Raw genomic sequence first — 24,341 nt, 5'->3', positions numbered from 1 at the left:
GGCCCGGGCGGAGGGACGATGATCGGGCCGGTGAACGCCCGCATCCTGCTCGTCGAGGACGACCGCACGATCGGTGACGTCCTGCGCGGCAGCCTGACCGGGCACGGCTACGACGTCCGGTGGGAGCAGGCGGGCGGCCCGGCGCTCGCGGCGGCCGAGCACGCCCCGTTCGACCTCGTCCTGCTCGACCTCGGGCTGCCCGACCTCGACGGCGTCGAGGTGTGCCGTCGGCTGCGCACGCTGCGCCCCGACGCGGTGCTGGTCGTGCTGACCGCCCGGACCGCGGAGATGGACGTGGTACTCGGCCTGGAGGCCGGCGCCGACGACTACCTGACCAAGCCGGTACGCCTGGCCGAGCTGCTCGCCAGGATCCGGGCGCACCTGCGGCGCGCCGGCGGCGACCGCACCGGGGACGTGCTGGAGGTCGGGGACCTGCGCGTCGACACCGGGGCGCGCCGCGCCACCGTCGCCGGGCGGGAGCTGGTCCTGCGCACCCGCGAGTTCGACCTGCTCGCCCGGCTCGCGACCGACCCGGGCACCGCGCTGAGCCGCGAGGTGCTGATGACCGACGTGTGGGACGCGCACTGGTTCGGCTCCACCAAGACCCTCGACGTGCACGTGGCCGCGGTGCGCCGCCACCTCGCCGCGCACGACGGCCCCCGGGTCCCGCTGATCACCACCCTGCGCGGGCACGGGTACCGCCTGGAGCTGCCCGGGGGCCTCCGGTGAGACGCCGCATCGTGCGCCTCACCCTCGTGGCGGTCGGGGTGACGCTGGTGCTGTTCGGGGTCCCGCTGGCCGCCGGGCTGGAGCGCTACACCGTCGCCCAGCAGCGCGAGTCGCTGCAGCGCATCGCGGACTTCGCCGCCCGCTCGGTCTATGACGACGTCGTCCACGACCGGGTCCCGGCCCGGCTGCCCGACGGTCGCGACGACGACACCGCCGTCGCGCTCTACGACTCCGACGGCGACCGCACCACCGGCGACGGCCCGCCGGAGGGCGACGAGGGCGTCGACCGGGTCCTGGACCGGGGTCTGTCGTCGTCCCCGCCGGGGCAGCTCGTCGCGGTGTCCCCGGTGACCGACGGCGACGACGTCGTCGGGGTGGTGCGCGCGGCCCGCCCGAACTCGGCGGTGTGGTCCTCGCTCGTACCGCTCTACCTCGGCATGGTCGCGCTGGCCGGGCTGGTGCTGGTCGCGGTGTGGGCGCTCGCGATGCGCCTGGCCGCGCACCTGTCGGCGCCGCTGGAGTCGATGGCCCGCGACGCGGCCCGGCTCGGCGAGGGCGACTTCGGGGTCCGTCCCGCGCCCACCGGCATCGGGGAGCTCGACCGCGTCGGGTCCGCGCTCGGCCACACCGCGGGCCGCCTCGACGACCTGCTGGCCCGCGAGCGGGCGTTCTCCGCGGAGGCCTCGCACCAGCTGCGGACGCCGCTGGCCGGGCTGCGGCTGCGGCTGGAGTCCGCGCTCGACGACCCGGCGCTGCTCCGGCCCGCGACCGTGGAGGACGGGCTGGCCTCGGTCGACCGGCTGGAGCGCACCATCGACGAGCTGCTGCTGCTCGCCCGCGAACGCAGCCGTGACGCCGTTCCGGTCGACCTCGCCCGGCTCTTCGACGAGGCGCAGGCCGAGTGGGGCGACCGGCTGTCCCGCGCCGGGCGGTCGTTCTCGGTGTCCCGCGACGGCGCCCTGCCCGACCCGCCCGCCTCCGCCGCGGCGGTCCGCCAGATCGTCGCCGCGCTGCTCGACAACGCCGTCCAGCACGGGGCCGGTGCGGTCGCGCTGACCGCGCGGGAGGCCGGGCCGGACGCCGTGGCCGTCGACGTCGCCGACGAGGGGCCCGGGGTGGCCGAGGAGGACCTGTCGGGCAGCGACGGCCGGCGCGGCCTCGGGGTCGCCCTCGCCCGGCGGCTCGCCGAGGCCGAGGGCGGACGGCTCACCGCCCGCCGGTCGCCGTCGGTGGTCACCCTGCTGCTGCCGCTGGAACCTGTCCGGGACGGCCGATCGCTTACCTCCTCCTAACCTCCACCTCATTCCCCGTGGCACACGGGCTCCCTACCGTCGGTACCGGACATGATCGACGACGGTCGGCACCGGGAGGCCCGCATGACCACGACGCCCGACCAGCGGATCCGCGACGCCCTCACCGCCGACCCGGTCCTGCGGACCCTCGGGTTCGACCACCGCTCCGTCGGGTCCGCGCCCCCGCCCGCGGGGCCGGGCATCGTGCTCGGCTGGTCCGGGCAGTGGGCGGCGTCGGGTTCGGCGGCGCTCGGCACGGTGGTCGTCGACGTCGTCGGTGTCGACGGACGCACCCGCACGGCGGTGCTGGCCCGGATCGAGGTCGTGCTGTCCGGGCTGCGCGACGGCCCCGTGCGACGGGTCGGGGCCGGGTCCCCCGCGGACGGTGTCACCGTGCTCGCCGGCACCGGCGAACCCGCCGGCCGGACCGCGGCCGGCGCGACCGTCGAGTAGCGACCGGTCACCGCCCCCCATCCGGTGACAGGCCCGGCGGAACGGACACGACGGCGTATCCGCCCAGGTGGGGGGCCGTCACGGCGATCTTGACCTCGCGTACGGTGCGGCCCATGGCTTCCGACACGAGCAGGCCCACGGACGGCAGCACGGCGACCGGTACCCCGGAGACCGACGATGCGGCCGGCTCCGTCGCGACGGACCGGGCGACCGCCGACGGCCCCGCCACGACCGCCACCGACGCCGCCGACGGCGCGGCCACCGGCACGACGGCCACCGGCTCCACCACGGCGGGCTCCACCGCCACCGGCTCCACCACGGCGGGCTCCACCGCCACCGGCTCCACCACGGCGGGCTCCACCGCCACCGACGGCACCGCGACCGGCTCCACCGCGGCCGCGGGCGCGGCCACCGACGACGCCGGCACCGGCCGCGCCGCCCCCGTGCGCACCGCGGCCGCCACCCCCGCCGGGCCCCCGGCCGACACCGCCTCCGGCGGTGGCCTCGCCGGTGCGGGCGCCGTCGTCGCCGCGGGGCTCGGTCTCGCCTCGCTGACCGGCACCTCGGTGGGCGACATGCTGCGCGAGCGCGAGTCGCTCGTCGGGCAGATCCAGGCCGCGACCGGCGGCCCGGGCGACACCATCGAGTCCTTCTACGGCGCGCCCTGGGACGTCGCCGCCGTGGTCAACGGCGTCGTCGCGCTGGTCGCGGTCCTCGTCGGGCTCGTCCTGGTCCTCGGCCCCGCCGCCCGGCCCGCCGCGGGCGCCTGGGTCCGGCCGGTCGCCCTCGGCGGCCTGGTGCTCGGCGTCCTGGGGCTGCTGGTCTCCGGCGGAATGTACCTCGACCTGTTCGCCTCGACACCGGTGCTCCCGCAGATGCCGGGCATCCCGGGCCTGGGCTGACCCGCCCCGGTCGGTGGCCCGCGCCGGTCCCCGGACCCACGCGGCACCGACCGGGTCACCCCGTTCACCCGCTCGATCGCTTCCGCTTCCGGTCGCCGCGGTCCCGTCCCTAGGTTCGGCGCAGGTCACCGCCCGGTGGCCCCGTCGCACCCGCCGACCGCGGGCGACCGGGAGGAACGCCGTGCCGCTTCGGTCCCCGTTCGCGACGATGCTCGCCGCCGTGGTCCTGCTGCTGGTCACCGGCGGTGTGGCCGCGGCCGGGCCGGCGGCGACGCCCGAGCAGCGTGCGGCCACCGCGGTCGAGGTCGCACTGCGCCAGATCGGCTGCCGTTCGTGTGGGGCGGCAACGGGCCGGAGAACGGCGACCGCGGCTTCGACTGCTCCGGGCTGACCGCGTTCGCCTACGGCAAGGCCGGCGTCGTCCTGCCACGGACCGCGCACGCCCAGTACCGCCGCGGCCCGCGGGTCCCGGCCGGCTCCCCGCTGCGCCCGGGTGACCTGGTCTTCTACGGCACCGTCGACAAGGTCCACCACGTCGGACTGTTCGTCGGGCAGGACCGGATGGTGAGCGCTCCGACGTTCGGGCTGCCGGTGCAGACCTCCTGGTACCGGTGGCGCGGCGACGACTACCTCGGCGCGACCCGACCGGTGCAGGCCACCGACGGCGTCGGGGACCCGGCGGTCCGGGAGACGCCGGACCCGTCGATCCCGGACGAGCCCTGGTTCGACGCCCCCGCCGCACCGCCGCTGCCCACGTCGCCGACGGCCCCGCGGCAGACCCCGGCGCCCCGCTGACTCCGCCGGTGGCACCGGGGGCGTGGAGCGGCGACGCCGGCACCCGCCCGGTCAGGACGCGTCGGCCACCGGGGTGTCGACCGCGACCACGGTGAGACCGAGGGAGGGCACCAGCCTCAGGACCCGGGCCGCAGGCGCCGCCGGGTCCAGTACCACCACGACCGCGGTCCCGTGGGCACGGGCGCGGTCGGCGGCCGCGCGCAGGATCGTGACCCCGCGCAGTCCGAGGAAACGGACGGCGTTGAGGTCGAGTACGACCCGGCCACCCACCGCGAGGTCGACGGCGGCGAGCACGCGCACCTCGACCGCGGGTCCGGTGGCGAGGTCGAGGTCGCCGGACACGCCGATGACGACGGTCGCGGCGGGACCGCACCCGACCTCGACCTGCGGGCCGGCGTGAGTGGGCTCGGGCTCGGGGACGAGGAGGAGACGACGGGATGGCGTGGGCGCGGTCATGGGTCCGCCAGGAGGGAGGTGGGGCCGGTCCCGCTGCGGGACGGTCGGCCCGTGGTGCCGTCGGGGCACTGAGCTGTACCGGACGGCCGAACGGCGACGGCTCCGAGGAGGCGTCGCCCGAAGATGTGTCGAGCTGGACCGGAGTCGTCACGGTCGACGGACCCGGCCCGTCACCGTAGCCGTCGCCGACACCGGGTGTCCAGGGTGCGGTCCGCTCCCCGGCGGGCCGGCGCCGCGGCGGGGATACTCACGACGATGCCGACCGCACCGGAGATCCCCCGGGCCGCCGGGCCCCGACCGCCCGCCGGAGCCCGGTGACCGGGCCCGTCGTCGCCCGCCTCTGGCGTCCCGTCCTGCTCGTGGCGCTGGTGGGTGTCGCGGTCGGCGTCGCGGTCGCCGTCGGGGTGCCCTCGGTGGAGCAGCTCCGTGACGGCCTGGCCGGGACCGGATGGGCGGGACCGCTGCTGTGGGCGGCGCTGTACGCCGGGCTGTCGCTCACCCCGGTGCCGGTCAGCCTGCTCGCCGTGCTCGGTGGGGTGCTGTTCGGGTTCGGCGAGGGGCTGCCCGCCACGCTCGCCGGGAAGTTCGTCGGCGCGGCGGTCGGGTTCGCCCTGGCGCGGCGGCTGGGCCGGGACACGGTGCTGCGGCTGGTGGACCGCTCGGGCCGGGGCGCGGAGCGGATGGCGGTGGTCGACGACCTGGTACGCCGTCGCGGCCTCCTGGCCGTGGTGGGGGTCCGGCTCGCGCCGGTCCTGCCGTACTCGGTGCTGAACCTGCTGTGGGGGCTGACCGCGGTCCGGTTCCGGCACTACCTCCTCGGCACCGTCCTGGGGGTCACCCCGGGCACGACGGCGCTGGTCGCGGTCGGCGCGTTCGGCACCGACCCCGGGTCGCTGCCGTTCCTGGTCTCGGTGGCCGGGCTCGGGGTCGTCGTGCTGACCGGGGTCGTCCTGGCCCGGCGCCGGCCGGCCCGCTCGCGCGCCGACCCGCCCGCGAACGGCTGAGGGCTCAGCCGGGCCCGACCGTCGCGGCGACGGCGCGGTGGTCACCGACGTCGAGCTGCAGCACGGCCGGGTCCCGCCCGGTCAGGCGGCCGAGCGCGATCAGGTGGTCGAGCTGGGCGCGCGGCGTCGCCGCCGGGAACGTCCGCCCGTCGACGAGCCGCCGGCCGCCGGTCACCGTCGCGGGGAGCGAGCCGGGCAGGTTCAGGTCCCCGGCGACGACCACCGGCCCGGGCAGCCCCGCCGCCCAGCGCCGCAGCGCCCGGAGCTGGCGGACCGCCGTCGGCGGGGCGAACGACAGATGGGTCGCCACCACCGTGAGCGTCCCCAGCTCCGCGGCGACGGCGGCGCGCGGCTCGTCGAGGAACCAGGCGAGCCGGGTCCCCCCGCCGGGGGCGGGCACCGGCACCGGCAGCCGGGCCCGGCCGGCCTCGAACCCCAGCACGTGCCAGCGGCGCACCGGGAGCCGGGAGAACAGCGCGACGCCGTAGCGCGGCCCGGGCGCGGGGTCGCCGGGACCGCGCAGGACCGGGGGGTCGAGCGGGGTCCACGACGGCAGCGGGTCCGGACGCGGCTCGCCGTGCATGGTCGCGGCGCAGCGCCAGTCCACGGCACCGAGCCCGGCCGCGAGCAGCGACGGCTGGTCGTCGCCCGCCGAGCGGGACTGGCCGGTGTCGACCTCCTGCACCGCGACGACGTCGGCGCCCACCCCGGCGACGGCCGCCCCGAGCGCGGGGCCGGTCAGGTACCGCCCGTCCGCCCCACGTCCGGAGGCGAGGTTCAGCGACGCGACCCGCACGGCCGCGGTCAGCGGGTCGCGGCGTGGCGTCCGCGGGCCCCGCGCAGCGCCGGGACGCCGGCGAGCAGCCCGCGCTGCGGGATCCCGTCGACCGGTTCGGCGGCCGCCCCCAGCTCGGCGAGCACGTCGTTCGCGGCGAGCACCCCCGACATCGACGAGCGCTCCATCAGCCCGGCGAGGTAGGGCGTCTCCACGAAGTCACCGGCCACCCGCAGGCCGCGCGCGTCGGTCCGCACCCCCGGCCGGGTGCCCGCCGTCCCGGGCGGGAACGCGGGCGCGGTGGCCTCCAGCCGGTCGTACCGGTCGAGGACGGTCGCGTCCGCGGTCTCGGGCCACAGCACGGCCAGCTCGGCGCGCAGCGCGGCCGCGGCGGACGCCGCGTCGGGCTCGGCGCAGGAGTAGGAGTGCAGCTCCACCACCGACCCGCCGGTCCCGGCGGCCCACCGGGCCGAGGGCTCCTCCAGCCGGGAGTAGACGGTGACCGAGTCCAGGGTCGGCTGCCCGCTGACGGCACTGAACACCGCCCGTCCCGGGTCGACGTCGCGGTCCAGCCACAGCCTGCTGACCGCGAACGGGGGCGCGACGCGCAGCGCCGCACACTGCGCGTGCAGCCGCGGCGCCGTCGTCGCCAGCCCGGGTGAGCCGGTGACCAGCGCGCGCAGCGCACCCGGGTCGAGGGCGAGCACGAGGTGCCGGGTGGTGGTCGCCCCGGGGCCCTCGACCCGCCAGCCTGCGCCGTCGGGGTGCACCGCGGTGACCCGCGCCCCGGTGCGGACCTGCGCCCCGAGGGAGGTCAGGTGGCGCCACAGCGGCTGCCACACGGCGGTGGCGTGGTCGGTGCACGGGGCGTCGAAGGCGATGCCCTCGGGGTTGCCGAGGAAGTAGTAGTGGAACATCGCGACGAGCTCGGCGGCGGACAGGTCGCCCTGGTTGCAGAAGAACGACCGGGCGAACGCCTCGAACAGCATGCTGCGGGTGCGCTCGGTCATCCCGAGCCGGTCGAGGAACGACGCGGCGTCGACGCCGTCGAGCTCGGTCGTGGTGGTGGCCCGGTCGTAGGCCAGCAGGGCGCGTCCGGCGTCGGGGTCGGCGGAGGTGAGCTCGCGCCGCGACAGGCTCCTGCTGCGCAGCGCCAGCGCGAGCAGGTTGAACGGCGGGGCGGCGGGCAGTCCCGACAGGTCCTCGTCGGGCCACCGCGCGGAGATCACCGGGTAGTTCCCGACCGGGCGCAGGAACGACAGCTGCGGGTCGGCGCGGCGCAGGATCGACCGCCAGGTGTAGTACTGCCGGAAGAAGGCGTGGAAGCCGTGCTCGACCTGCGCGACGGTGCCGTCGGAGAGGGTGTGCGGCCAGGCCCCGAGCCGTCCGCCGAGGTGGTCGGCCGCCTCGAGCAGGGTGACCCGCACCCCGCGTTCGGCCAGCACCACCGCCGCGGACACCCCGGCGATCCCGCCCCCGACGACGACCGCCTCCGACCCGGCGGGCACCGCACGCGGCAGCAGCGGGTCGGGTGTCACCAGCCGTCGTCGGCGCATGCGCAGCGGTGCGGCGCGGCGCCGCAGCGGGTCGGTCACAGGGTCCCTCCGGGACGGACGTGCGGACCGTGTCCGCCGGGGTGGCGGGCAGCGGAGCCGTGGGCAGCGGAGCCGTGGGCAGCGGAGCCGTGGGCAGCGGAGCCGTGGGCAGCGGAGCCGTGGGCAGCGGAGTCGTGGGCAGCGGAGTCGTGGGCACCGCGGTGGCGGGTCCCGGGGCGGTGGGCGGCGCGGTCGCGGCGCAGGACGAGCGCGTACGGGACCGCGACCAGCCCCATCAGCACCCCGCCGACCAGGGCCGAGCCGGGCAGGCCGAAGAACACCAGGTGGGCGAGCACCGAGGAGGCGTAGACCCACAGGTACAGCGCGGCCGCGGGCCCCGAGCGCCGGGGGCCGCCGGGCAGCGCACGGTGCAGCGTCCCGACGATCAGCAGCGAGACGACCAGCCAGCCGGCGTAGTTGGTCAGCGGGATGCCGGGCACCAGCGGGAGACCCGGGTCGGGGCGCGCCCACACCCAGTGGCCCGCGTCGACCATCTGCGGGTCGAGGAACACGTCCCAGGCGGCCAGGGCGAACGCACCGACGGCGACGGTCCCCGCCCCGCGCCGGGCCAGCGCCCTGCCCACGACCAGCGCGGGCCACGCCATCATCGCCCAGGCCATCGGCACGACCAGCGGGACACCGGCCACCTCGGCGCCGAGGGTCCCGGTGTAGGCGTAGGCGCCGAACGGCCACCCCGTGGCCAGCCCGACGGACTCCGCGACCAGTCCCCCGCCGCCCGCGACGCCGAGCAGCACCAGCCCGCCCCGGGTGCCGTGCACCCGGACGACGTCGGCGACCGCGGCCAGGAAGAACACCGCGACGCTCAGCACCGTCACCGACGTCCGCAGCGGGGCGGGGGTGAGCGGGTAGAGGATCTGGACGGTCACCGCTCCGGCGACCAGCACCCAGGCGGGCAGGGTCGTGCGCAGTGCCCGGGGGGCAGCGGCCAACGCCACGCGGGAACCTCCACACGGTCCGGTCGGGGGTGGTCCCACGGTGCCACCACCCGGGCACACCCGCGCGTCGTCCGCGGCCGCGGCGACGTCGCGCGGCCGGGCCGCCCCCTCCGTAGGGTCGCCTGCGTGCTCCTCCGCCGGCCGCTGCGCGCCGTCCGTCCGCTCGTGGCCGCCGGGTCCGTCCTCGCCGCGGCCGGGACGGTGCAGGCCTGGGTGAACCGGGCCGGGCTGCGACGCCCGCCCGCCGCGCCGCCCACGGTGACCGTGCCGGTGTCGGTGCTGGTCCCGGCCCGCGACGAGGCACACCGGATCGCGCCGACCGTGCGGGCGCTGACCGGGCAGCGCGGGCTGGCCGACGTCGAGATCCTCGTCCTCGACGACGGCTCCACCGACGGGACCGCCGCCGTCGTCCGTACCGCGGCCGGCGGCGACCCCCGGCTACGGGTGCTCACCGGCACCCCGCCCCCGCCCGGGGTGCTGGGCAAACCGCACGCCTGTGCCGCGCTGGCCGCGGCCGCCCGCGGTGAGGTCCTCGTCTTCGTCGACGCCGACGTCGTCCTCGTCCCGCACGCCGTCGCCGCCGCGGTGGCGCTGCTGCGCGACCGGGACCGGCCGCTGGACCTGCTGTGCCCGTGGCCGCGGCAGGTCGCCTCCGGCCCGCTCGGCCGGCTGGTGCAACCGCTGCTGGCCTGGTCGTGGCTGACGACGCTGCCGCTGGCCGTAGCGGAACGGTCCGGACGGGGGTCGATGGCCGTCGCGAACGGGCAGTTCCTGCTGGTCGAGGCGGCCGCACTGGCCCGGGCGGGCGGCTGGGCCGCGGTGTCGGGCGCCGTCCTCGACGACATCGGGTTGGCCCGGGCGGTCCGCGCCGCCGGGGGCCGGACCGGCATCGCCGACGGGTCGCAGGTCGCGTCCTGCCGGATGTACGCGACCGGCGCGGAGCTGCGGGCGGGCTACCGCAAGTCGCTGTGGGCGGCGTTCGGCTCGCCCGCCGGGGCGGTCGCGGTCGGCGCCGGGCTGGTGCTGGTCTACGTGCTGCCCGCGCTCGCCGCGCTGACCGGGTCGCGGACCGGGCTGCTCGGGTACGCCGCCGCCGTCGCCGGGCGGGTGCCCGCCGCGCGGTGGGTCACCGGGCCGTCGGGCGGCGGCGCGGTCGACGCGCTCGCCCACCCGGTGTCGGTGCTGGCCCTGCTCGGGCTGCTCGCGTCCTCGTGGGCGGGCAGGCTGCGCGGCACGCTGAGCTGGAAGGGGCGTGCGCTGTGAGCCGGGTCGTGGTGGTCGGCGCCGGGCTGGGCGGGCTCGCGGCGGCGGCGCGGCTGGCCGCCGCCGGGCACGCGGTCACCGTGTTCGAGCGGGCCGACACCCCGGGCGGGAAGCTCGGCGTCGTCACCCGGGACGGGTTCACCTTCGACACCGGCCCGTCGCTGCTCACGATGCCGGACCTGCTCGACGACCTGTTCGCCGCGACCGGCGGTCCCGCGGACCTGCCGGTCACGCCGGTCGACCCGGCCTGCGGCCACGTCTTCGCCGACGGCACGCGGCTGGACCTGCCGCACGCCGCGGCCGCGGTCCCGGCCGCCCTCGACGCCGCCCTGGGCGACGGCGCCGGCGCGTCCTGGGCGGCGCTGCACGAGCACTCGCGACGCCTGTGGGACCTCGTCGGCGAGCCGGTCCTGCGCCGCCCGCTCACCACGGCCGCGCTCGTCCGGATGAGCGCCCGCCCGGCCGACCTGCGCGCGGTCGCGCCGTGGCGGACCCTCGACGGGCTGGGCGCGCGGCTGCTGCCCGACCCGCGGCTGCGGACCTGGCTGAACCGCTACGCCACCTACTCCGGTTCCGACCCGCGTCGCACACCGGCGGTGCTGGCGGTGACCGCCTTCGTCGAGCAGGAGTTCGGCGCGTGGTGGGTGCCGGGCGGGCTGCGCCGCATCGTCGACGCCGTCGTGGACCGCTGCCTCGCCCTCGGCGTCACGCTGCACCCGGGCACGGCCGTCGACGAGGTCCTCGTGGAGCGCGGCCGGGCCGCCGGGGTCCGGGCCGGGGGCCGCGAGGTGCGCGCCGACGTCGTCGTCTCCGGGGTCGACGCGCACGTGCTGCACGAGCGGCTGCTCCCCCGCGACGTCGCGCGCCGGGCCCGCAGGCGGCTGCGCCGCACGCCCCGCTCGACCGCCGGGTTCGTGCTGCTGCTCGGGCTGTCCGGCCGGGAGCCAGGGCCGGCGCACCGGGTCTGGTTCCCGCGCGACCAGCACGCCGAGTTCGACGCGATCTTCGGTCGCGAGCCCCGCCCGGTGCCCGACCCGACGGTGTACGTGCACGCCCCCGACGACCCGGCGCTGCGCCCCGACGACGCCTCCGAGGGCTGGTTCGTGCTGGTCAACGCACCCCTGCACGCCCCGGGGCGCGGTGTCGACTGGGACGCCCCCGGGCTCGCGGAGCGCTACCGGGACCGGGTGCTCGGCGTGCTCGCCGCCCGCGGCACCGACGTGCGCGACCGCCTGCGGTTCGCCGAGGTCCTGACCCCGGCCGAGCTGGAGCGGCGCACCGGTTCGCCGGGCGGCGCGATCTACGGCACCGCCTCGCACGGCCCCCGGGCCGCGCTGCGCCGGCCCGCCAACCGCGGCCCGGTGCCGGGCCTCTACCTGGTGGGCGGGTCCGCGCACCCGGGCGGCGGCATCCCGCTGGTGCTGATGTCGGCCGAGATCGTCGCCGGGCTCATCGGCCCGGCGGGGACCCCGGGAACCGCGGCGGGGTCGTCCGGACCACGCCCACCGCGAGCTGCGCCAGCCCGATCGCACCCAGGACCGTCCAGGTGAGGGCGAAGACGGTCCCCCACGACACCCCGACCAGCGGCGGGCCGGCCGGGAGCACCGCCGCACCGAGTGCGGGCAGGGCGACCACGACCAGCCGGGTCGGCCGCTCGGCGACGGTCACCGCGCCCACCCCCGGCATGCCGACCGACTGCGCGCGGGCCCGCAGGAACTCGTGCACGAACACCAGCGCGAGCGCCGCGAGGACCCAGCCGGGCGCGGCGCCGAGCGCGACCAGCACCGCCCCGAGCAGCAGGTCCCCGAGGCGGTCGGCGACGGCGTCGACCACCGCACCCAGCGGCCGGGCCCGCCCGGTGCGCAGCGCGACGGCGCCGTCGAGGCCGTCGAGCACCCCCGCGGCGACGACGAGCAGAGCCGCCGCCGCCGTCCACGGCGCCCCGGCGAGCGCGACCGCCCACGCCCCGGCCAGCACGACCACGCCGGACGCCGACAGCACGTCCGGCGGGACCCGGGCCACCGGGCCCGCGGAGAGGACCCGCACCATCCGGAGCCAGCCGCGTACCACCGGGGAGGGCCGGATGCCGCCGTGCAGGACCGACCAGCCGTCGTCGTCCCCGGTCGTCATCGGACCAGCGTGCCAGCGCCGCAGCGGGGGCGCGCCGTGAACCGGGCCCGCACCCTCGCCCGCCGGCTCGGGAACACCTTCCCCGGCAGCGACATCGCGCTGTGGGCCGCCGGTGCGACCTACTTCGGGGTGATCGGGCTGGTGCCGCTGACGATGGTCGCGCTGTGGGGCGTCGGTGCGCTGGCCGGGCCGGAGACGGTGACCACGGCGATGGACGCGGCGATCGGCGGGCTCCCCGGCGGGCACGGCACGCCCGAGGCGCTGCGCACACTGGCCGCGGTGTCGCTGTCGATGGCCTGGTGGCAGGCGCTGGTCGTGCTGTTCCCGGCCAGCCTCTACGGCGAGGGCCTGCGCCGCGCGTTCGTCCAGATGTCCGCAGCCCGCGACCGGCTCACCGGCTGGCGCGGCCGCGCCGGGCTGCTGGGGGTCGCGGCGGTCGCGCCGTTCCTCGTGCTGGTCGTGCTGGGCGCGGCTCCCTACGTCGGTCCGCTCTACGCCGCGGGTGGCTGGTCGCTGGTGTGGGGCGTCGTCGTGGCGTTCCACGTGGTGTGGGTGACGCTGTCGACCGCGCTGCTCGCGGTGTTCGGGCTGGTCGGGCCGGGGCGGCTGGGCCGGCGCGCGCTGGTGCTCGGCGCGTTCGGCACCGGGTCGGTGCTGGCCGGGTTCCTGCAGGGTTTCCTGCTGTTCCTGGCCATCCCGATCGAGTGGTCGGCACCGTTCGCCGGGCTCCCCGTGGTCGGGACGGTGTCGGCGCTGGCGCTGTGGCTCTACCTGCTGCACATCCTGGTGCTGTGCGGGTTCCGCGCCACCGTGGTGCTCGACGAGGTCCTCGCCGCCCGGGACCGGTGATCCCGGGCGGCGGGGACCCGGCGGGTCACATGCCCATGCCGCCGTCGACCGGCAGCCCGGCGCCGTTGACGAACCGGGCGGCGTCGGAGGCCAGGAAGGCGACCGCGTCGGCGATGTCGGCGACCTCGCCGAGCCGGCCCGACGGGGTCAGCTCGACCACCGCGCCGACCGCGGCCTCCGGGCTCTCGAACAGCCCGAGCCCGGCGGTCTCGACGGCGAGCTTCTGCCCCATCGCGGTCGGGACGAGCCCGGGGTACACGCAGTTGACCCGCACCCCGTAGCCGAGCTTGCCCGACTCCATCGCCGCGACCCGGGTGAGCCGGTCGACCCCGGACTTGGTCGCGGAGTAGCCGCCGATGGAGGGGAACGCGATGGTCGCGGCGACCGAGGCCACGTTGATCACGGCTCCGCCGCGGCCCGCCGCACCACCCGGGCGCATGGCACGGAAGGCGTGCTTGATGCCGAGCATCGTGCCGAGCAGGTTGACCTCGAGCATCCGGCGGACGTCGTCGGGCTCGGTGTCGACGAGCAGCTGGGTGACCTCGACGCCCGCGTTGTTGACGACGACGTCGAGGCCGCCGAACCGCTCCACGGTCTCGGCGACCGCGGCGGTCCACGAGGCGTCGTCGGTGACGTCCAGGTGCACGAACCCGTGCTGCTCCCCCAGGGACTTCGCGAGCGTGCCGCCCGCCTCGTCCTGCAGGTCGGCGACGACGACCCGGCCGCCCGAGTCGGCCAGCGCGCGGGCCATCCCCTCGCCCAGCCCCTGTGCGCCCCCGGTCACGAGCACGGTGCGTCCGGTCAGGTCGATCTGCGTCACGGCGACTCCAGTGTCGATCGGTGATGTGGGCCACACCCTGCCGCGATCTCTGACCAGTTGTCAAGATATCGTCGGGCGGGCGTCCAGAACGACGGCGTCGGAGACGCAGCGGTCGGTTACAGTGGCTCCCGGCGGACGACGGGAGGGGGCCGCGTGGCACGGGCGAACCCGGTCGACAAGCACGACGCGCGCCGCCGAGCGCTGGCGGACTCGGCCCTGCAGACCCTGGGCGAGCTCGGCTACGCCCGGGCGTCGCTGCGCGAGATCGCGCAGAACTCCCCGTACAGCCACGGCGTCGTGCACTACTACTTCGCCGACAAGCTGGAGCTGATCGTCTACTGCGTGCGGCAGTACAAGGCGGTGTGCGTGACCCGCTACGACGGCGCCGTCGCCGACGCGACGACGGCCGACGGCCTGGTCACCGCGTTCGCGGACAAGCTGTGCGAGACGATCGTCGACGAGGCCCCGATGCACCGCCTCTGGTACGACCTGCGCGCCCAGAGCATGTTCGAGCCGAACCTGCGCGAGGCCGTCGGGCAGATCGACCGCACCCTGGAGGACATGGTGTGGCGGGTCGTCACCCGTTACGCCGACCTCACCGGCACCGCGGTCGCGCTGAGCCCGCACGCCGCCTACGGGATGGTCGACGGCGTGTTCCAGCAGGCCCTGCTGGGGTTCCTCACCGGCGACGACCCGCACGCGTTGGACACCCTGCGCGCCGAGGTCCGCGACCTGCTGCCGCTGACCCTGCGCCCGGTGCCGGTCGGCGCGGGCGCCGGGGCCTGAGCGCCGGGCCTCACCGCGACCGTGCGGACAGCCCGCCGTCGACCGGTAGACAGACCCCGTTGACGTAGGCGGCGCGGTCCGACGCGAGGAACAGCGCGGCCTGGGCGACGTCGTGCGGGGAGCCCATCCGGCCGGTGGGGCTCACCTCGTGCCGGGCGGCCAGCGCGCCGGGGTCGTCGACGACCTGCTCGCGCACCATCGGGGTGTCGATCAGGCCGGGCAGCACCGCGTTGGCGCGGATCCCGTCGCGGGCGTAGGTCAGCGCCAGCGACACGGTCAGCTGGTCGACACCCGCCTTGGCCGCGCTGTAGGCGGGGTAGACGTAGCCGGTGTCGCGGATCGCGGCCAGCGACGACACGTTCACGATCGCCCCGCGACCGGCGGCGCGCATGTACGGCAGCGTGTGCCGGCAGGTCAGGTAGGCGCTGGTCAGGTTCAGCGCGAGCGCCCGGTTCCACCCGGCGAGGTCGAGGTCGACGACCTCACCGAGCACCGCGGCGCCGACGTTGTTGTGCAGTACGTGCGGCACCCCGAGGGTGTCCACGACCGCGGCGACGGCGCGGGCGACGTCGTCCTCGTCGGTGACGTCGGCGGTGACCGCCAGTGCCGCACCACCGGCTCGGGTGATCTCCCCCGCCACCCGGGCGGCCTCGGCGGTGTCGCGGTCGACCGCGGCGACGACCGCACCGGCCCCGGCGTAGGCCAGCGCCGCGGCCTCGCCGTTGCTCGTCCCCCGCCCGCCCGACCCCGCGCCGAACACCACCGCCACCCGGCCCTCCAGATCCCGCACCGGACCCTCCCCGCCTCGTCGTGCCCTGCCGCGCCGTCCCCTGCTTCCGGCCACGGTGCGCCCGCGGTGCGCGCGGCCGACACCGTCCGCCGACGAACACGGCGGCCGCGGTGTGCTCCGTCTGTAGGATCGCCGGGTGCTCGGTGACGTGGCGACGGCGCTGATCGACCGGCTCGCCGAGGAGCTGTCCCGGTCGGTCGTCGTCGACGACCCCGCCGTGCAGGTCCTCTACGCCGGCGCGCACTACGGCGACGCGGACCCCACCCGCGTCGCGGCGGTGCTCAACCGCGGCGCGGAGCCCCGCGTCCGCGGCTACGTGCTCGCCCACGGTGTGCTGTCCTGGACCCGTCCCGGGATCATCCCGGCCAGCGACGAGCTGGGCATGCACGCCCGGGTGTGCGTCCCGGTCCGCTGGGAGGGCCGGCTGCTGGCTCTGCTGATGGTGATGGACGCCGACGGCTCGCTGACCACCGGCGAGCTCGGGCGCATCACCGCGGTCGCCGAGCAGCTGGCACTGTCGCTGCAGGACCTGGCGCGCACCGCCGACGCGGCCCGCGAGGACGAGCGCCGGGTGCTCGACCTCGTCGGCGACGACCCGGTGGCCCGGGTCCGGGCGGCGGCCGCCCTCACCACGGCGGGCCGGGCGCCGGAGCCGGGCGCGACGGCCGTCGTCGTCGCGGTGCCCGGGGCGGACGGGTACCACGAACACGCCGGGATCGCCCTGCGTACGGCCCTGTCCGGGCGCCGCCGCGACGGGACCGACGGGTGGCTCACCGCCGTCGCCGGCGGCACCGCGGTCCTGCTCGCCGCGCCGCCGACGCCCGGCTCCGAGGACCTCCCCGCGCGGGTGCGCCGGGTCGTCGATCGCGTCGGCGAGCTGGCCCACGGCCGCTTCCGCTGCGTCGCCGGGATCGGCGATCCGGCCCCCGCACCGGAGCTGCTGGCCGGGTCGGTGACGCGGGCCCGGACCGCGTGCACGGCCGCCGAGCTCGGGCTCCGGCCCCCGGTCGCCCGGTGGGCCGGGCTCGGGGCGCTCGGCCCGCTGCTCGCTCTCCCGCCGGCCCTGCTGACCGACGACGTGGTCCCCGACGAGGTGCGCCGGCTGCGTGCCGCCGACCCCGACGGACGGCTGGTGGCCACCGTCCGCGCCTACCTCGACGAGGCGGGCAACGGCCCGGCCGCGGCCGCCCGCCTGCACATCCACCGCACCTCGCTCTACTACCGGCTCGACCGGGTCACCCGGCTCACCGGTCTCGACGTCTCCGACGGCGCGACCCGGCTGGCGCTGCACCTGGGGCTGGTCGCGCTCGACGTCGTCGCGGCCCGGCACCCGGCACCCGGCCGGGAGCTTCGACAGACGGAGCACACACCGGCCTGATCCCTCGACCACCGGCGGTGGTGACCGGCGCCACTGCGGCCCAGACTCCTCCGCGGACCCGAGGAGGACACCGATGCCCACCTTCACCACCGCCGACGGTGTGACGCTCGACTACCGCGACTCCGGCGGGGAGGGCGTCCCGCTGGTGATGCTGCACGGCTGGGGCCAGACCCAGGCGATGTTCGCCCACCAGCTCACCGGCCTCGGCGCGCGGCGCCGCGTGGTCACCTACGACCAGCGCGGGCACGGCGTCTCGGACAAGCCGCACCACGGCTACCGCATCGCCCGGCTCGCGCAGGACCTGGTCGAGCTGCTCGACCACCTCGGTCTCGACCGTGCCGACCTGCTCGGCTGGTCCATGGGCGCCTCGGTGCTGTGGAGCCACATCGACACCCACGGCACGGGCCGGATCGGCCGGCTGGTGCTGGTCGACCAGCCCGCGGCCGTCGCCGCGGTGCCGTGGATGTCGGCGCAGGAGCAGGCCGGGTCGGGCGCCATCTTCGACGTCGGCGGCCTGCTGGACCTCGCCGGCAGCCTCGCCGGCCCCGACGGGGACACGGTGCGGGAGGCGTTCGTCCGCTCGATGTTCTCCGGCACCCCCGCCGACGACGTCTGGTCCCTGGTCGCCCGGGAGATCACCCACACCCCCGCCCACGCCGGGGTACCGCTGCTGTTCGACCACTGCGCACAGGACTGGCGCGACGTGCTCCCCCGGATCGACGTCCCGACACTGGTCCTCGGGTGCGAGGGCAGCCACGTGAGCCCGGAGTCGCAGCGTTGGATCGCCGACCGTGTCCCCGGCGCGGTGCTGCACGTGTTCGGGCCCGACGAGGCGAACTCGCACTTCGTGTTCCTGGAGAACCCGGCCGCGTTCGACGCGGTGGTGGAGAAGTTCCTCGGCTGAGCGCACTCAGGGCACGGGGTCTCCCCCGCCGTGCGCCCGGGCGATGCCGTGGGCCGCGGCGCGCAGGGCGGGGACGAGCGTGCGCGCCCGGCCGTCGTGCGGCTGCACCGTCGACAGCGCGGCGACCACGGCCCCGTCGCGCCCGCGGACCGGGACGGCGACGCCCGTCGCGTCCGGATGGACGTGCCCGTCGGTGACGACGTACCCGTCGCGCCGGACACGGGCGAGCAGCACCCGCAGCCGGTCCGGGTCGGTCACCGTGGCGGGCGTCCGTCGTTCCAGGGGCGCCGCGAGCACCCGTTCCTGCTGCTCGGGCGGCGCGTGGGCGAGCAGCACCAGCCCCGACGACGAGACGTGCAGCGGCAGCCGCCCGGCGATCCGGGTCAGGTTGACCACCGCCCCGGGCGCGGAGAGCCGCTCCAGGAAGATGACCTCGTCGCCGTCGAGGACACCCAGCTGCACGTGGTGCCCGACGACCGCGTGCAGGTCCCCGAGGAACGGCAGGGCCGCGGCCCGCAGGGTCAGCGTCGGCGACGCCCCCTGCCCCAGCTCCCACAGCCGCATCCCGATCCGCAGCCGCCCGGAGCCGGTGCGGGTGAGCAGCCCCTGCTCGACGAGCTGCCCGACCAGCCGTGACGCGGTCGCGACGTGCAGCCCCGAGGCGCGGGCGATCTCGGCGACGCCCAGCTCGGCCCGCCCGGGCTCGAACACCGACAGGATCCGCACCGCCCGGGCCAGCACCGGTTCGCCCCCGACCACGGGTCGAGTCTGCCCCAGGGTGCCTCCCCGGTCACGCGGCCCGGTGGCGATCACCTGCCCGTGACGCCGCGACGGGCGGGCCGGCCCGGGCCCGTCGTCGCGGGTGCCCCGTACGGACCGTCGGACGGATACCGCCCCGTGGCTCAGCCCTGCGGGACGCGGAGGCCCGACATCCCGCCGTCGACCGCCAGGACGGCGCCGGTGAGAGAGCGCTGGTGCGGGTCGGCGAGGTGGAGGATGGCCCGCGCGACCTCCTCCATCCCCACGAGGCCCCCGGTCGGCTGGCGGCTGCGCAACGCCGCGAGCTCGGTGTCGGGGTCGGCGGCGGCGTCGAGCAGCCGGCCGATCCACGGGGTGTCCACGGTGCCGGGGCACACGCAGTTGACGCGGATGCCGTCGCGGACGTGGTCGGCGGCCATGGCCCGCGTCAGGGACAGCACGGCCCCCTTGCTCGCCGAGTACAACGCCCGGTCGGGCAGTCCGGCGGTGGCCACGATGGAGCCGACGTTCACGACCGAGGCCGAGCCCGCGCGGCGCAGTGCGGGTAGCGCGGCCCTGGTCGTGCGCACCAGCCCGAGCAGGTTCACGTCGAGAACCCGACGCCACTCGTCGAGGTCGTTGGCCTCGACGGTGCCGGCCGCGCCGACACCGGCGTTGTTGACCAGGATGTCGATCCGGCCGAACGCCGTCATGACCTCGTCGACGGCGGCGGTGACGGAGTCGTCGTCGGTGACGTCGGCGCGCACGCCGAGCAGCGGGCTCGGCACATCGCCCGGATCGAGGTCGAGCACGGCGACCCGGGCGCCGCGCGCCGCGAACAGGGCCGCCGTGGCTGCGCCGATGCCGGAGGCCCCGCCGGTGACGACGGCGGTCAGCCCGGCGAAGTCCGCGCGGGGGTCGGTGGTGGTGTCGGTCATGGCAGGGTCTGTCCTCCGTCGACGTGCCAGGACTGCCCGGTGACGAACCGGCTGGTGTCCGAGGCGAGCACCAGGGCCAGGTCGGCGACGTCCTGCGGGGTGGTGAGACGTCCCATCGGGATGCCGGTGCGGTACTTCGCGGGGTCACCGTGGATCTGGCGCTCCGGGCCGACGCCGAGCTCACGCCACTGGGCGCGTTGCAGCTCGGTGTCGCAGGAGCCGGGGCACAGCGTGTTGACCCGGATCTGCTCGGCGGCGAGTTCCAGCGCCAGGCAGCGGGCCATCATGTCCGTGGCCGCCTTGGACGCGCAGTACGCACCCAGGTCCATCCGCGGGGTCCGGGCACAGTTCGAGGTGACCACGACGATCGAGCCGGGCCCGCCGCGGGCACGCATGTGGCCCGCCGCGGCGCGCACCGACAGGAACGCCGCCCGGGTGTTGACGGCGAACTGGGCGTCCCAGTCCTCGACGGCGGAGGTGACCAGGTCACCGGCCCGCAGGATGCCGGCGTTGTTGACGAACACCTCGGGTGCCCCGAGCCGCTCGACGACCTCGGCGAACGCCCGGTCGACGGCGTCGGCGTCGGTGAGGTCGGCCGACACCGGGACGCCGCCGAGCTCCTCGGCGACCAACCGCGCGCCGTCGGCGTCCTTGTCGATCACCGCCACCCGGGCCCCGGCGTCGGCCAGCGCCGTGGCGATGGCCCGGCCGATGCCGCGGGCCGCGCCGGTGACGGCGGCGGTGCGACCGGTGAGATCGAGTGCGGTCACGACGCGACCTCCCCGGTGGTGTGGTCGGCGTACCGGGCCCGCATGGTGAGCAGGGACGCCAGGCTGATCACGGCGGTGGCGACGAGGAGCGCGGCCATCGGCCAGGACGCCTGGTCGTAGGCGACCAGCAGTGCGCTGGCCACGAGCGGGACCAGCCCGCCGAGCATGCCGCCGATCTGGTAACCCAGGGAGGCACCCGAGTAGCGGAGCGCGGGCGGGAACATCTCCGAGTACAGCGCCGCCTGCGGCCCGTACATCAACGGGTGCCCGATGCCCATGATCACGATGACACCGAGGAACAGCAGCGGTGTCGACATCGTCTCGATCAGCCAGAACAGCGGGAACGCGAACACCGCCACCAGGATCGCCCCGGCCGCGAACACCGGTCGTCGGCCGACCCGGTCCGACAGCGCGCCGAACAGCGGGACGGTGCCGCACATGATCACGGCGGCGACCAGGACGGCGGCGAGGAACGTGCCGCGCGGGATGCCCAGGTGCGACGTGGCCCAGGACAGCCCGAGCACGGTGACCAGGTAGAAGACCGTGTTGATCACGATGAACGCGCCGGCGGCGCCGAGCACACTGCCCGGGTGCCGGGCCAGTGCGTCGCGCACGGGCAGCCGTGCGGTCTCCCCGGCCGACTGCATCTGCGCGAACACCGGGGACTCCATCAGCCGCAGCCGCACGACGAGCCCGACGACGATGAGCAGCGCGCTGGCCAGGAACGGCACCCGCCAGCCCCAGGACAGGAAGTCCTCGTCGGGCAGGCTGCTCACCGCGGAGAACGCCGCGGTGGACAGCACGAGCCCGAGCGGGCTGCCGACCTGCGGCCACGACCCGTACCAGCCTGCTCTGCCGGGCGGCGCGTGCTCCACGGCCATCAGCACCGCACCGCCCCATTCGCCGCCGACGGCGACGCCCTGCACGAACCGGAGCGCCACGATGAGGACCGGGGCCAGGATGCCGATCTCGGCGAAGCCGGGGACCAGACCCATCGCCAGGGTCCCGAGGCCCATCGCGAGCAGCGAGACCACCAGCATCTTCTTGCGGCCGACCCGGTCGCCGTAGTGACCGAACACGATGCCGCCGAGCGGGCGGGCGGCGAAGCCCACCGCGTAGGTGGACAGCGAGGCGAGCAGGCCCGCACCCGGCGAGAACTCGGGGAAGAACAGTTTCGGGAACACCAGCGCTGCGGCGGTGCCGTAGATGTAGAAGTCGTACCACTCGACGGTGGTGCCGATCAGGCTGGCGAAGGCGACCTTGCTGCTCTGCCGCCGGTTGCCCGGTGGTGCGTGTACTGCGCTCACTGACGGCTCTGTCATGGCACGGGACCTCTTGTCGATCGATGTCAGGGGGTGGGGGCGGATCGAGCGCTGGGCGCCAGGGCGGCGTCGAAGGCGCTGGTGATGGCCTCGCGGGCCTTGCCGGCCCGGGCGGCGTCGCCAACGACGAGCACCGTGCTCCCGGGGTCGACGGGCAGTCGGCGGGCCAGTTCGGCGCCGCGTCCGGTGCGGAGCCGGTAGTAGAGCGCGTCCCGGATCCGCGGGGAGGCGAACAGGCGGGCAGCCGCCCGCGAGCGGGCGGCACGGGTGCGCAGCAGTCGGGGGACGACGGCGCCGAGGCCGAACCGGTAGTGCGCGCCGGTGGCCACGACCACCAGGTCGGCGCCGCGCAGGTCGTCACCGGCGGCTTCGGAGCCGTAGCGGAACCGGACGCCGCCGAGCCGGCAGGTCCGTTCCAGCTCGTCGATGTAGGCGGTGAACGTCGGTTCGGCCGCGGCGACGTCGTTGAACCGTGGGGCGAGCCCGGTGAGCCGGAACGCCCCGCCGGGGCGCTCCGCCCTGTCGATCACCGTGACGTCGTTGCCCTCGGCGACCTGGGAGGCGTAGGTCAGCCCGGCCGGTCCGGCGCCGAGCACCACGATCCGGCGGCCTCCCGGGGCGCTCGTGCCGGCGTAGACGTCCTCCCGGCCGGTCGCCGGGTTGACCACACAGGACAGCTGCGCGCCGGAGCGCATGTTCGTGATGCAGTGGTTGCAGGCCAGGCAACGCCGGACGGGGACTCCGGCCTGCGCCTTGGCCACCCAGCGCGGGTCCGCGATCAGCGGGCGGCCCAGGGCCACGATGTCGAGCTTGCCGTCGGCCACGGCGCGGGCGGCGAGGTCGGGGTCGCCGAGCCGCCCGACCCCGATCACCGGGACGTCGACGAGCTGCTTCATCCGTGCCGCGTACTCGACGAACGTCGCCGCGGGGTACGCCATCGGTGGGATCATCCGCTCGGCGGCGGGCAGGGAGCGGTAGTGCCCGGCGGTCACGCTGACCGCGTCGGCACCGTTCTGCTCCGCCCACCGGCCGACCTGCATGCCCTCGTCGGCGGTGAGCCCCCCCGGGAAGAAGTCCTCCACCCCGATCCGGAAGATCACCGGCAGGCCCGGGACCTCGGACTTGATGCGGCGCAGGATCTCCAGCCCGAACCGTGCCCGGTTCTCCAGCGACCCGCCGTAGGCGTCGGAGCGGGTGTTCTCCAGCGGGGACAGGAACTGCGAGATCAGGTAGCCGTGTGCGCCGTGCAGCTCGACCATGTCGAACCCGGCCCGCTGTGCGCGGGCCGCCGCGGCCACGTAGGCGTCGACCGTCTCGCGGATCCGGGCGGCCGACATGGCTTCCGGGACGGCGAGCTCGGCGTCGATCTCGAAGACCGGGGTGGGCACCGCCGACGGCGCCACGGGGGTGGTGCCGGAAACGACGGACCGCGCCCGGCTGCCGCCGTGCCCGAGCTGGATCGACGCCCGCGCCCCGGCCTCGTGCAGCGTGTCCACCAGCCGGCGCAGGCCGGGCAGGAACATGTCGTCGTAGATGCCCAGCTCGCGGAACCGGTGCTTGCCGGCGATCTCGGGTGAGGCCATCTCGACGGTGACCAGGCCGACACCACCGTCGGCGCGGGCCCGGTAGTAGGCGAGCGTCGCCTCGGTGACGTGCCCGGCGTCGTCCGCGAGGCGGGTGGTCATCGAGGGCAGCAGCGTGCGGTTGCGGAGCCGCACGCCCCCGATCTCGATCGGGTCGAACAGGCCGGGGACCTCAGCCACGGGGCAGCTCCGCCCGCTCGACGGCCGCCCGCAGCGTGGCCCGCTCGGTGTCGGGCACCGGCTGCAGGGGTGGGCGGACGTGCGCGGCGTCGATCCGGCCCAGCTGCGCCAGCGCCACCTTCATCCGGTTGTGCCCGTCCAGGAACGGATCCGCGTAGCAGGCCTCGGCGAAGGGCTGGATGCGGTCCCAGACCCGGCGTGCCTCACCCAGGTCCTGCTTCTCCACCGCGCGGAACAGCTCCACCTGCAGGTCCACGACGACGCTGCCGTGCCCGGAGAGGATCCCGTCGGCGCCGAGCACCAGGGAGGCGAGCAGCGAGCGGCTGAAGCTGGACAGCAACGACACCGGCCGGTCCAGCGCTCGCAGCGCCCGCAGGTTGCGCTCGTAGGCGACGATGTCGTTCGACCACTCCTTCACCGCGACCACGCTGTCGATCTCGGAACAGATCCGGACCAGCGTGTCGGTGTCCAGCCGGAGTCCCGACGTCGCCGGGTAGACGAACGCGATCATCGGGAGCGACGTGGCATCCGCGATCGTGGCGTAGTGGCTCACCGCCATCTCCGGGCGCAGCTGTGCGCCGCCCTCGAACACGACTGTGGGGAACACGAGCAGCCCGTCGGCTCCGGCGGCTTCGGCATCCGCGGCGATCCGCGCGGCCTTGGCCGAGCCGTCCTGGTACACCCCGGAGATGACCGGGACCCGCCCGGCGACCTCGTCGAGGACGATGTCGAGCTGGCGGCGCTGCTCGTCCGCGGTCAGCGTGGCCACCTCGGAGGCGTGCGCGTTGGTCGTGATGCCCGCGACGCCCTCGACGTCGAGCAGCGCACGCAGGTGGCGGCGGAGGTTGGTCTCGTCGATCTGCAGGTCGTCGGTGAACGGGAGCAGATGCGCCGGGATCACCCCGTGGAAGGAGACCATCGTCGGTTCCGTCC

The 24,341-nt window shown here is 76.4% G+C and carries 24 protein-coding genes and 1 pseudogene; 12 read left to right on the top strand and 13 right to left on the bottom strand.

Annotation, left to right across the window (positions count from 1 at the left end):
* Positions 1–18: 18 nt before the first annotated feature.
* From ZF1_RS10660 to ZF1_RS10640, 5 genes and pseudogenes are all read left to right on the top strand, one after another.
* A complete protein-coding gene (locus tag ZF1_RS10660) occupies positions 19–729 on the top strand; it encodes a response regulator transcription factor (protein ID WP_482637164.1) in 711 nt (236 codons plus the stop codon).
* Complete coding sequence (locus tag ZF1_RS10655; protein WP_482637163.1) at positions 726–2,021, top strand: sensor histidine kinase; 1,296 nt, start codon at positions 726–728, stop codon at positions 2,019–2,021. The genes ZF1_RS10660 and ZF1_RS10655 overlap by 4 nt, the downstream gene beginning before the upstream one ends.
* Positions 2,022–2,105: 84 nt before the next feature.
* Positions 2,106–2,474 (top strand): hypothetical protein, encoded by a 369-nt coding sequence (locus ZF1_RS10650; RefSeq protein WP_482637162.1) that lies wholly within the window; start codon positions 2,106–2,108, stop codon positions 2,472–2,474.
* Between the two features lie 113 nt (positions 2,475–2,587).
* Positions 2,588–3,376, top strand: a complete 789-nt coding sequence (locus ZF1_RS10645) for a hypothetical protein (protein ID WP_482637161.1) — start codon at positions 2,588–2,590, stop codon at positions 3,374–3,376.
* A 282-nt stretch (positions 3,377–3,658) separates the two neighbouring features.
* Positions 3,659–4,024: pseudogene (locus ZF1_RS10640) on the top strand (C40 family peptidase); the annotation flags it as partial.
* Positions 4,025–4,222: 198 nt separating this feature from the next.
* Here the strand turns inward: ZF1_RS10640 and ZF1_RS10635 are convergent.
* Positions 4,223–4,627, bottom strand: a complete 405-nt coding sequence (locus tag ZF1_RS10635; protein ID WP_405418026.1) for an STAS domain-containing protein — start codon at positions 4,625–4,627, stop codon at positions 4,223–4,225.
* Between the two features lie 314 nt (positions 4,628–4,941).
* Between ZF1_RS10635 and ZF1_RS10630 the strand changes: the two genes are divergently transcribed.
* The gene (locus tag ZF1_RS10630; RefSeq protein WP_482637160.1) at positions 4,942–5,631 is read left to right on the top strand and encodes a TVP38/TMEM64 family protein; all 690 of its coding nucleotides are present in this window, start codon (positions 4,942–4,944) and stop codon (positions 5,629–5,631) included.
* 4 nt (positions 5,632–5,635) lie between these two features.
* Here ZF1_RS10630 and ZF1_RS10625 read toward each other — a convergent pair whose 3' ends face one another.
* The 3 genes from ZF1_RS10625 to ZF1_RS10615 are packed head-to-tail and all read right to left on the bottom strand — an operon-like array spanning position 5,636 to position 8,957.
* Positions 5,636–6,427: an endonuclease/exonuclease/phosphatase family protein gene (locus tag ZF1_RS10625; protein WP_482637159.1), complete on the bottom strand. Its 792-nt coding sequence runs from the start codon at positions 6,425–6,427 to the stop codon at positions 5,636–5,638.
* Positions 6,428–6,435: 8 nt separating this feature from the next.
* Positions 6,436–8,001: an FAD-dependent oxidoreductase gene (locus ZF1_RS10620; RefSeq protein WP_482637158.1), complete on the bottom strand. Its 1,566-nt coding sequence runs from the start codon at positions 7,999–8,001 to the stop codon at positions 6,436–6,438.
* Positions 7,998–8,957, bottom strand: coding sequence for a carotenoid biosynthesis protein (locus ZF1_RS10615; protein ID WP_482637157.1), 960 nt, complete (start codon positions 8,955–8,957; stop codon positions 7,998–8,000). The genes ZF1_RS10620 and ZF1_RS10615 overlap by 4 nt, the downstream gene beginning before the upstream one ends.
* A gap of 126 nt (positions 8,958–9,083) precedes the next feature.
* Between ZF1_RS10615 and ZF1_RS10610 the strand changes: the two genes are divergently transcribed.
* Together ZF1_RS10610 and ZF1_RS10605 are read left to right on the top strand one after the other, a co-directional pair.
* The gene (locus tag ZF1_RS10610) at positions 9,084–10,220 is read left to right on the top strand and encodes a glycosyltransferase family 2 protein (RefSeq protein WP_482637156.1); all 1,137 of its coding nucleotides are present in this window, start codon (positions 9,084–9,086) and stop codon (positions 10,218–10,220) included.
* Positions 10,217–11,770, top strand: coding sequence for a phytoene desaturase family protein (locus ZF1_RS10605; RefSeq protein WP_405418042.1), 1,554 nt, complete (start codon positions 10,217–10,219; stop codon positions 11,768–11,770). The genes ZF1_RS10610 and ZF1_RS10605 overlap by 4 nt, the downstream gene beginning before the upstream one ends.
* On the opposite strand, the gene ZF1_RS10600 is transcribed toward ZF1_RS10605, so the two are convergent.
* Positions 11,670–12,350, bottom strand: a complete 681-nt coding sequence (locus tag ZF1_RS10600) for a CDP-alcohol phosphatidyltransferase family protein (RefSeq protein WP_482637155.1) — start codon at positions 12,348–12,350, stop codon at positions 11,670–11,672. The two genes, ZF1_RS10605 and ZF1_RS10600, sit on opposite strands and share 101 nt — an antisense overlap.
* A gap of 36 nt (positions 12,351–12,386) precedes the next feature.
* On the opposite strand from ZF1_RS10600, the gene ZF1_RS10595 reads away from it, so the two are divergent.
* Positions 12,387–13,199, top strand: coding sequence for a YhjD/YihY/BrkB family envelope integrity protein (locus tag ZF1_RS10595; RefSeq protein WP_482637154.1), 813 nt, complete (start codon positions 12,387–12,389; stop codon positions 13,197–13,199).
* Positions 13,200–13,224: 25 nt separating this feature from the next.
* Here ZF1_RS10595 and ZF1_RS10590 read toward each other — a convergent pair whose 3' ends face one another.
* Positions 13,225–14,019 (bottom strand): SDR family NAD(P)-dependent oxidoreductase, encoded by a 795-nt coding sequence (locus tag ZF1_RS10590; protein WP_062402044.1) that lies wholly within the window; start codon positions 14,017–14,019, stop codon positions 13,225–13,227.
* A 153-nt stretch (positions 14,020–14,172) separates the two neighbouring features.
* On the opposite strand from ZF1_RS10590, the gene ZF1_RS10585 reads away from it, so the two are divergent.
* Positions 14,173–14,805, top strand: a complete 633-nt coding sequence (locus ZF1_RS10585) for a TetR/AcrR family transcriptional regulator (RefSeq protein WP_251784475.1) — start codon at positions 14,173–14,175, stop codon at positions 14,803–14,805.
* Positions 14,806–14,815: 10 nt separating this feature from the next.
* Here the strand turns inward: ZF1_RS10585 and ZF1_RS10580 are convergent, their stop codons facing one another.
* A complete protein-coding gene (locus ZF1_RS10580) occupies positions 14,816–15,595 on the bottom strand; it encodes an SDR family NAD(P)-dependent oxidoreductase (RefSeq protein ID WP_482637153.1) in 780 nt (259 codons plus the stop codon).
* Positions 15,596–15,731: 136 nt separating this feature from the next.
* Between ZF1_RS10580 and ZF1_RS10575 the strand changes: the two genes are divergently transcribed.
* Together ZF1_RS10575 and ZF1_RS10570 are read left to right on the top strand one after the other, a co-directional pair.
* Positions 15,732–16,973: a PucR family transcriptional regulator gene (locus tag ZF1_RS10575; protein ID WP_482637152.1), complete on the top strand. Its 1,242-nt coding sequence runs from the start codon at positions 15,732–15,734 to the stop codon at positions 16,971–16,973.
* Between the two features lie 73 nt (positions 16,974–17,046).
* The gene (locus ZF1_RS10570) at positions 17,047–17,877 is read left to right on the top strand and encodes an alpha/beta fold hydrolase (RefSeq protein WP_405418054.1); all 831 of its coding nucleotides are present in this window, start codon (positions 17,047–17,049) and stop codon (positions 17,875–17,877) included.
* Between the two features lie 6 nt (positions 17,878–17,883).
* Here the strand turns inward: ZF1_RS10570 and ZF1_RS10565 are convergent, their stop codons facing one another.
* From ZF1_RS10565 to ZF1_RS10540, 6 genes are all read right to left on the bottom strand, one after another.
* On the bottom strand, positions 17,884–18,636 hold the full coding sequence (locus ZF1_RS10565; RefSeq protein ID WP_482637151.1) for an IclR family transcriptional regulator: 753 nt from the start codon (positions 18,634–18,636) through the stop codon (positions 17,884–17,886).
* A gap of 143 nt (positions 18,637–18,779) precedes the next feature.
* Complete coding sequence (locus ZF1_RS10560; protein ID WP_073573955.1) at positions 18,780–19,553, bottom strand: SDR family NAD(P)-dependent oxidoreductase; 774 nt, start codon at positions 19,551–19,553, stop codon at positions 18,780–18,782.
* Positions 19,550–20,323 (bottom strand): SDR family NAD(P)-dependent oxidoreductase, encoded by a 774-nt coding sequence (locus tag ZF1_RS10555; protein ID WP_100880211.1) that lies wholly within the window; start codon positions 20,321–20,323, stop codon positions 19,550–19,552. The genes ZF1_RS10560 and ZF1_RS10555 overlap by 4 nt, the downstream gene beginning before the upstream one ends.
* Complete coding sequence (locus ZF1_RS10550) at positions 20,320–21,630, bottom strand: MFS transporter (protein WP_208623071.1); 1,311 nt, start codon at positions 21,628–21,630, stop codon at positions 20,320–20,322. Before ZF1_RS10550 ends, ZF1_RS10555 begins: the two co-directional genes overlap by 4 nt.
* 41 nt (positions 21,631–21,671) lie before the next feature.
* Complete coding sequence (locus ZF1_RS10545; RefSeq protein WP_100880210.1) at positions 21,672–23,408, bottom strand: oxidoreductase; 1,737 nt, start codon at positions 23,406–23,408, stop codon at positions 21,672–21,674.
* Positions 23,401–24,327: a dihydrodipicolinate synthase family protein gene (locus ZF1_RS10540; RefSeq protein ID WP_073573959.1), complete on the bottom strand. Its 927-nt coding sequence runs from the start codon at positions 24,325–24,327 to the stop codon at positions 23,401–23,403. Before ZF1_RS10540 ends, ZF1_RS10545 begins: the two co-directional genes overlap by 8 nt.
* Positions 24,328–24,341 lie beyond the last annotated feature (14 nt).

It is taken from the genome of Pseudonocardia sp. ZF1, from assembly GCF_056835605.1.
The sequence above is the reverse complement of the archived record's forward strand: the minus strand, read 5'-3'. Positions and strand labels throughout refer to the sequence as shown.

Bases quoted from the DNA above. Each gene is read 5' to 3' on its own strand.
- ZF1_RS10660 (WP_482637164.1), top strand. From the start codon at position 19: ATGATCGGGCCGGTGAACGCCCGCATCCTGCTCGTCGAGGACGACCGC.
- ZF1_RS10650 (WP_482637162.1), top strand. From the start codon at position 2,106: ATGACCACGACGCCCGACCAGCGGATCCGCGACGCCCTCACCGCCGAC.
- ZF1_RS10645 (WP_482637161.1), top strand. From the start codon at position 2,588: ATGGCTTCCGACACGAGCAGGCCCACGGACGGCAGCACGGCGACCGGT.
- ZF1_RS10635 (WP_405418026.1), bottom strand. From the start codon at position 4,627: ATGACCGCGCCCACGCCATCCCGTCGTCTCCTCCTCGTCCCCGAGCCC.
- ZF1_RS10600 (WP_482637155.1), bottom strand. From the start codon at position 12,350: ATGACGACCGGGGACGACGACGGCTGGTCGGTCCTGCACGGCGGCATC.
- ZF1_RS10570 (WP_405418054.1), top strand. From the start codon at position 17,047: ATGCCCACCTTCACCACCGCCGACGGTGTGACGCTCGACTACCGCGAC.
- ZF1_RS10560 (WP_073573955.1), bottom strand. From the start codon at position 19,553: ATGACCGACACCACCACCGACCCCCGCGCGGACTTCGCCGGGCTGACC.
- ZF1_RS10540 (WP_073573959.1), bottom strand. From the start codon at position 24,327: ATGGTCTCCTTCCACGGGGTGATCCCGGCGCATCTGCTCCCGTTCACC.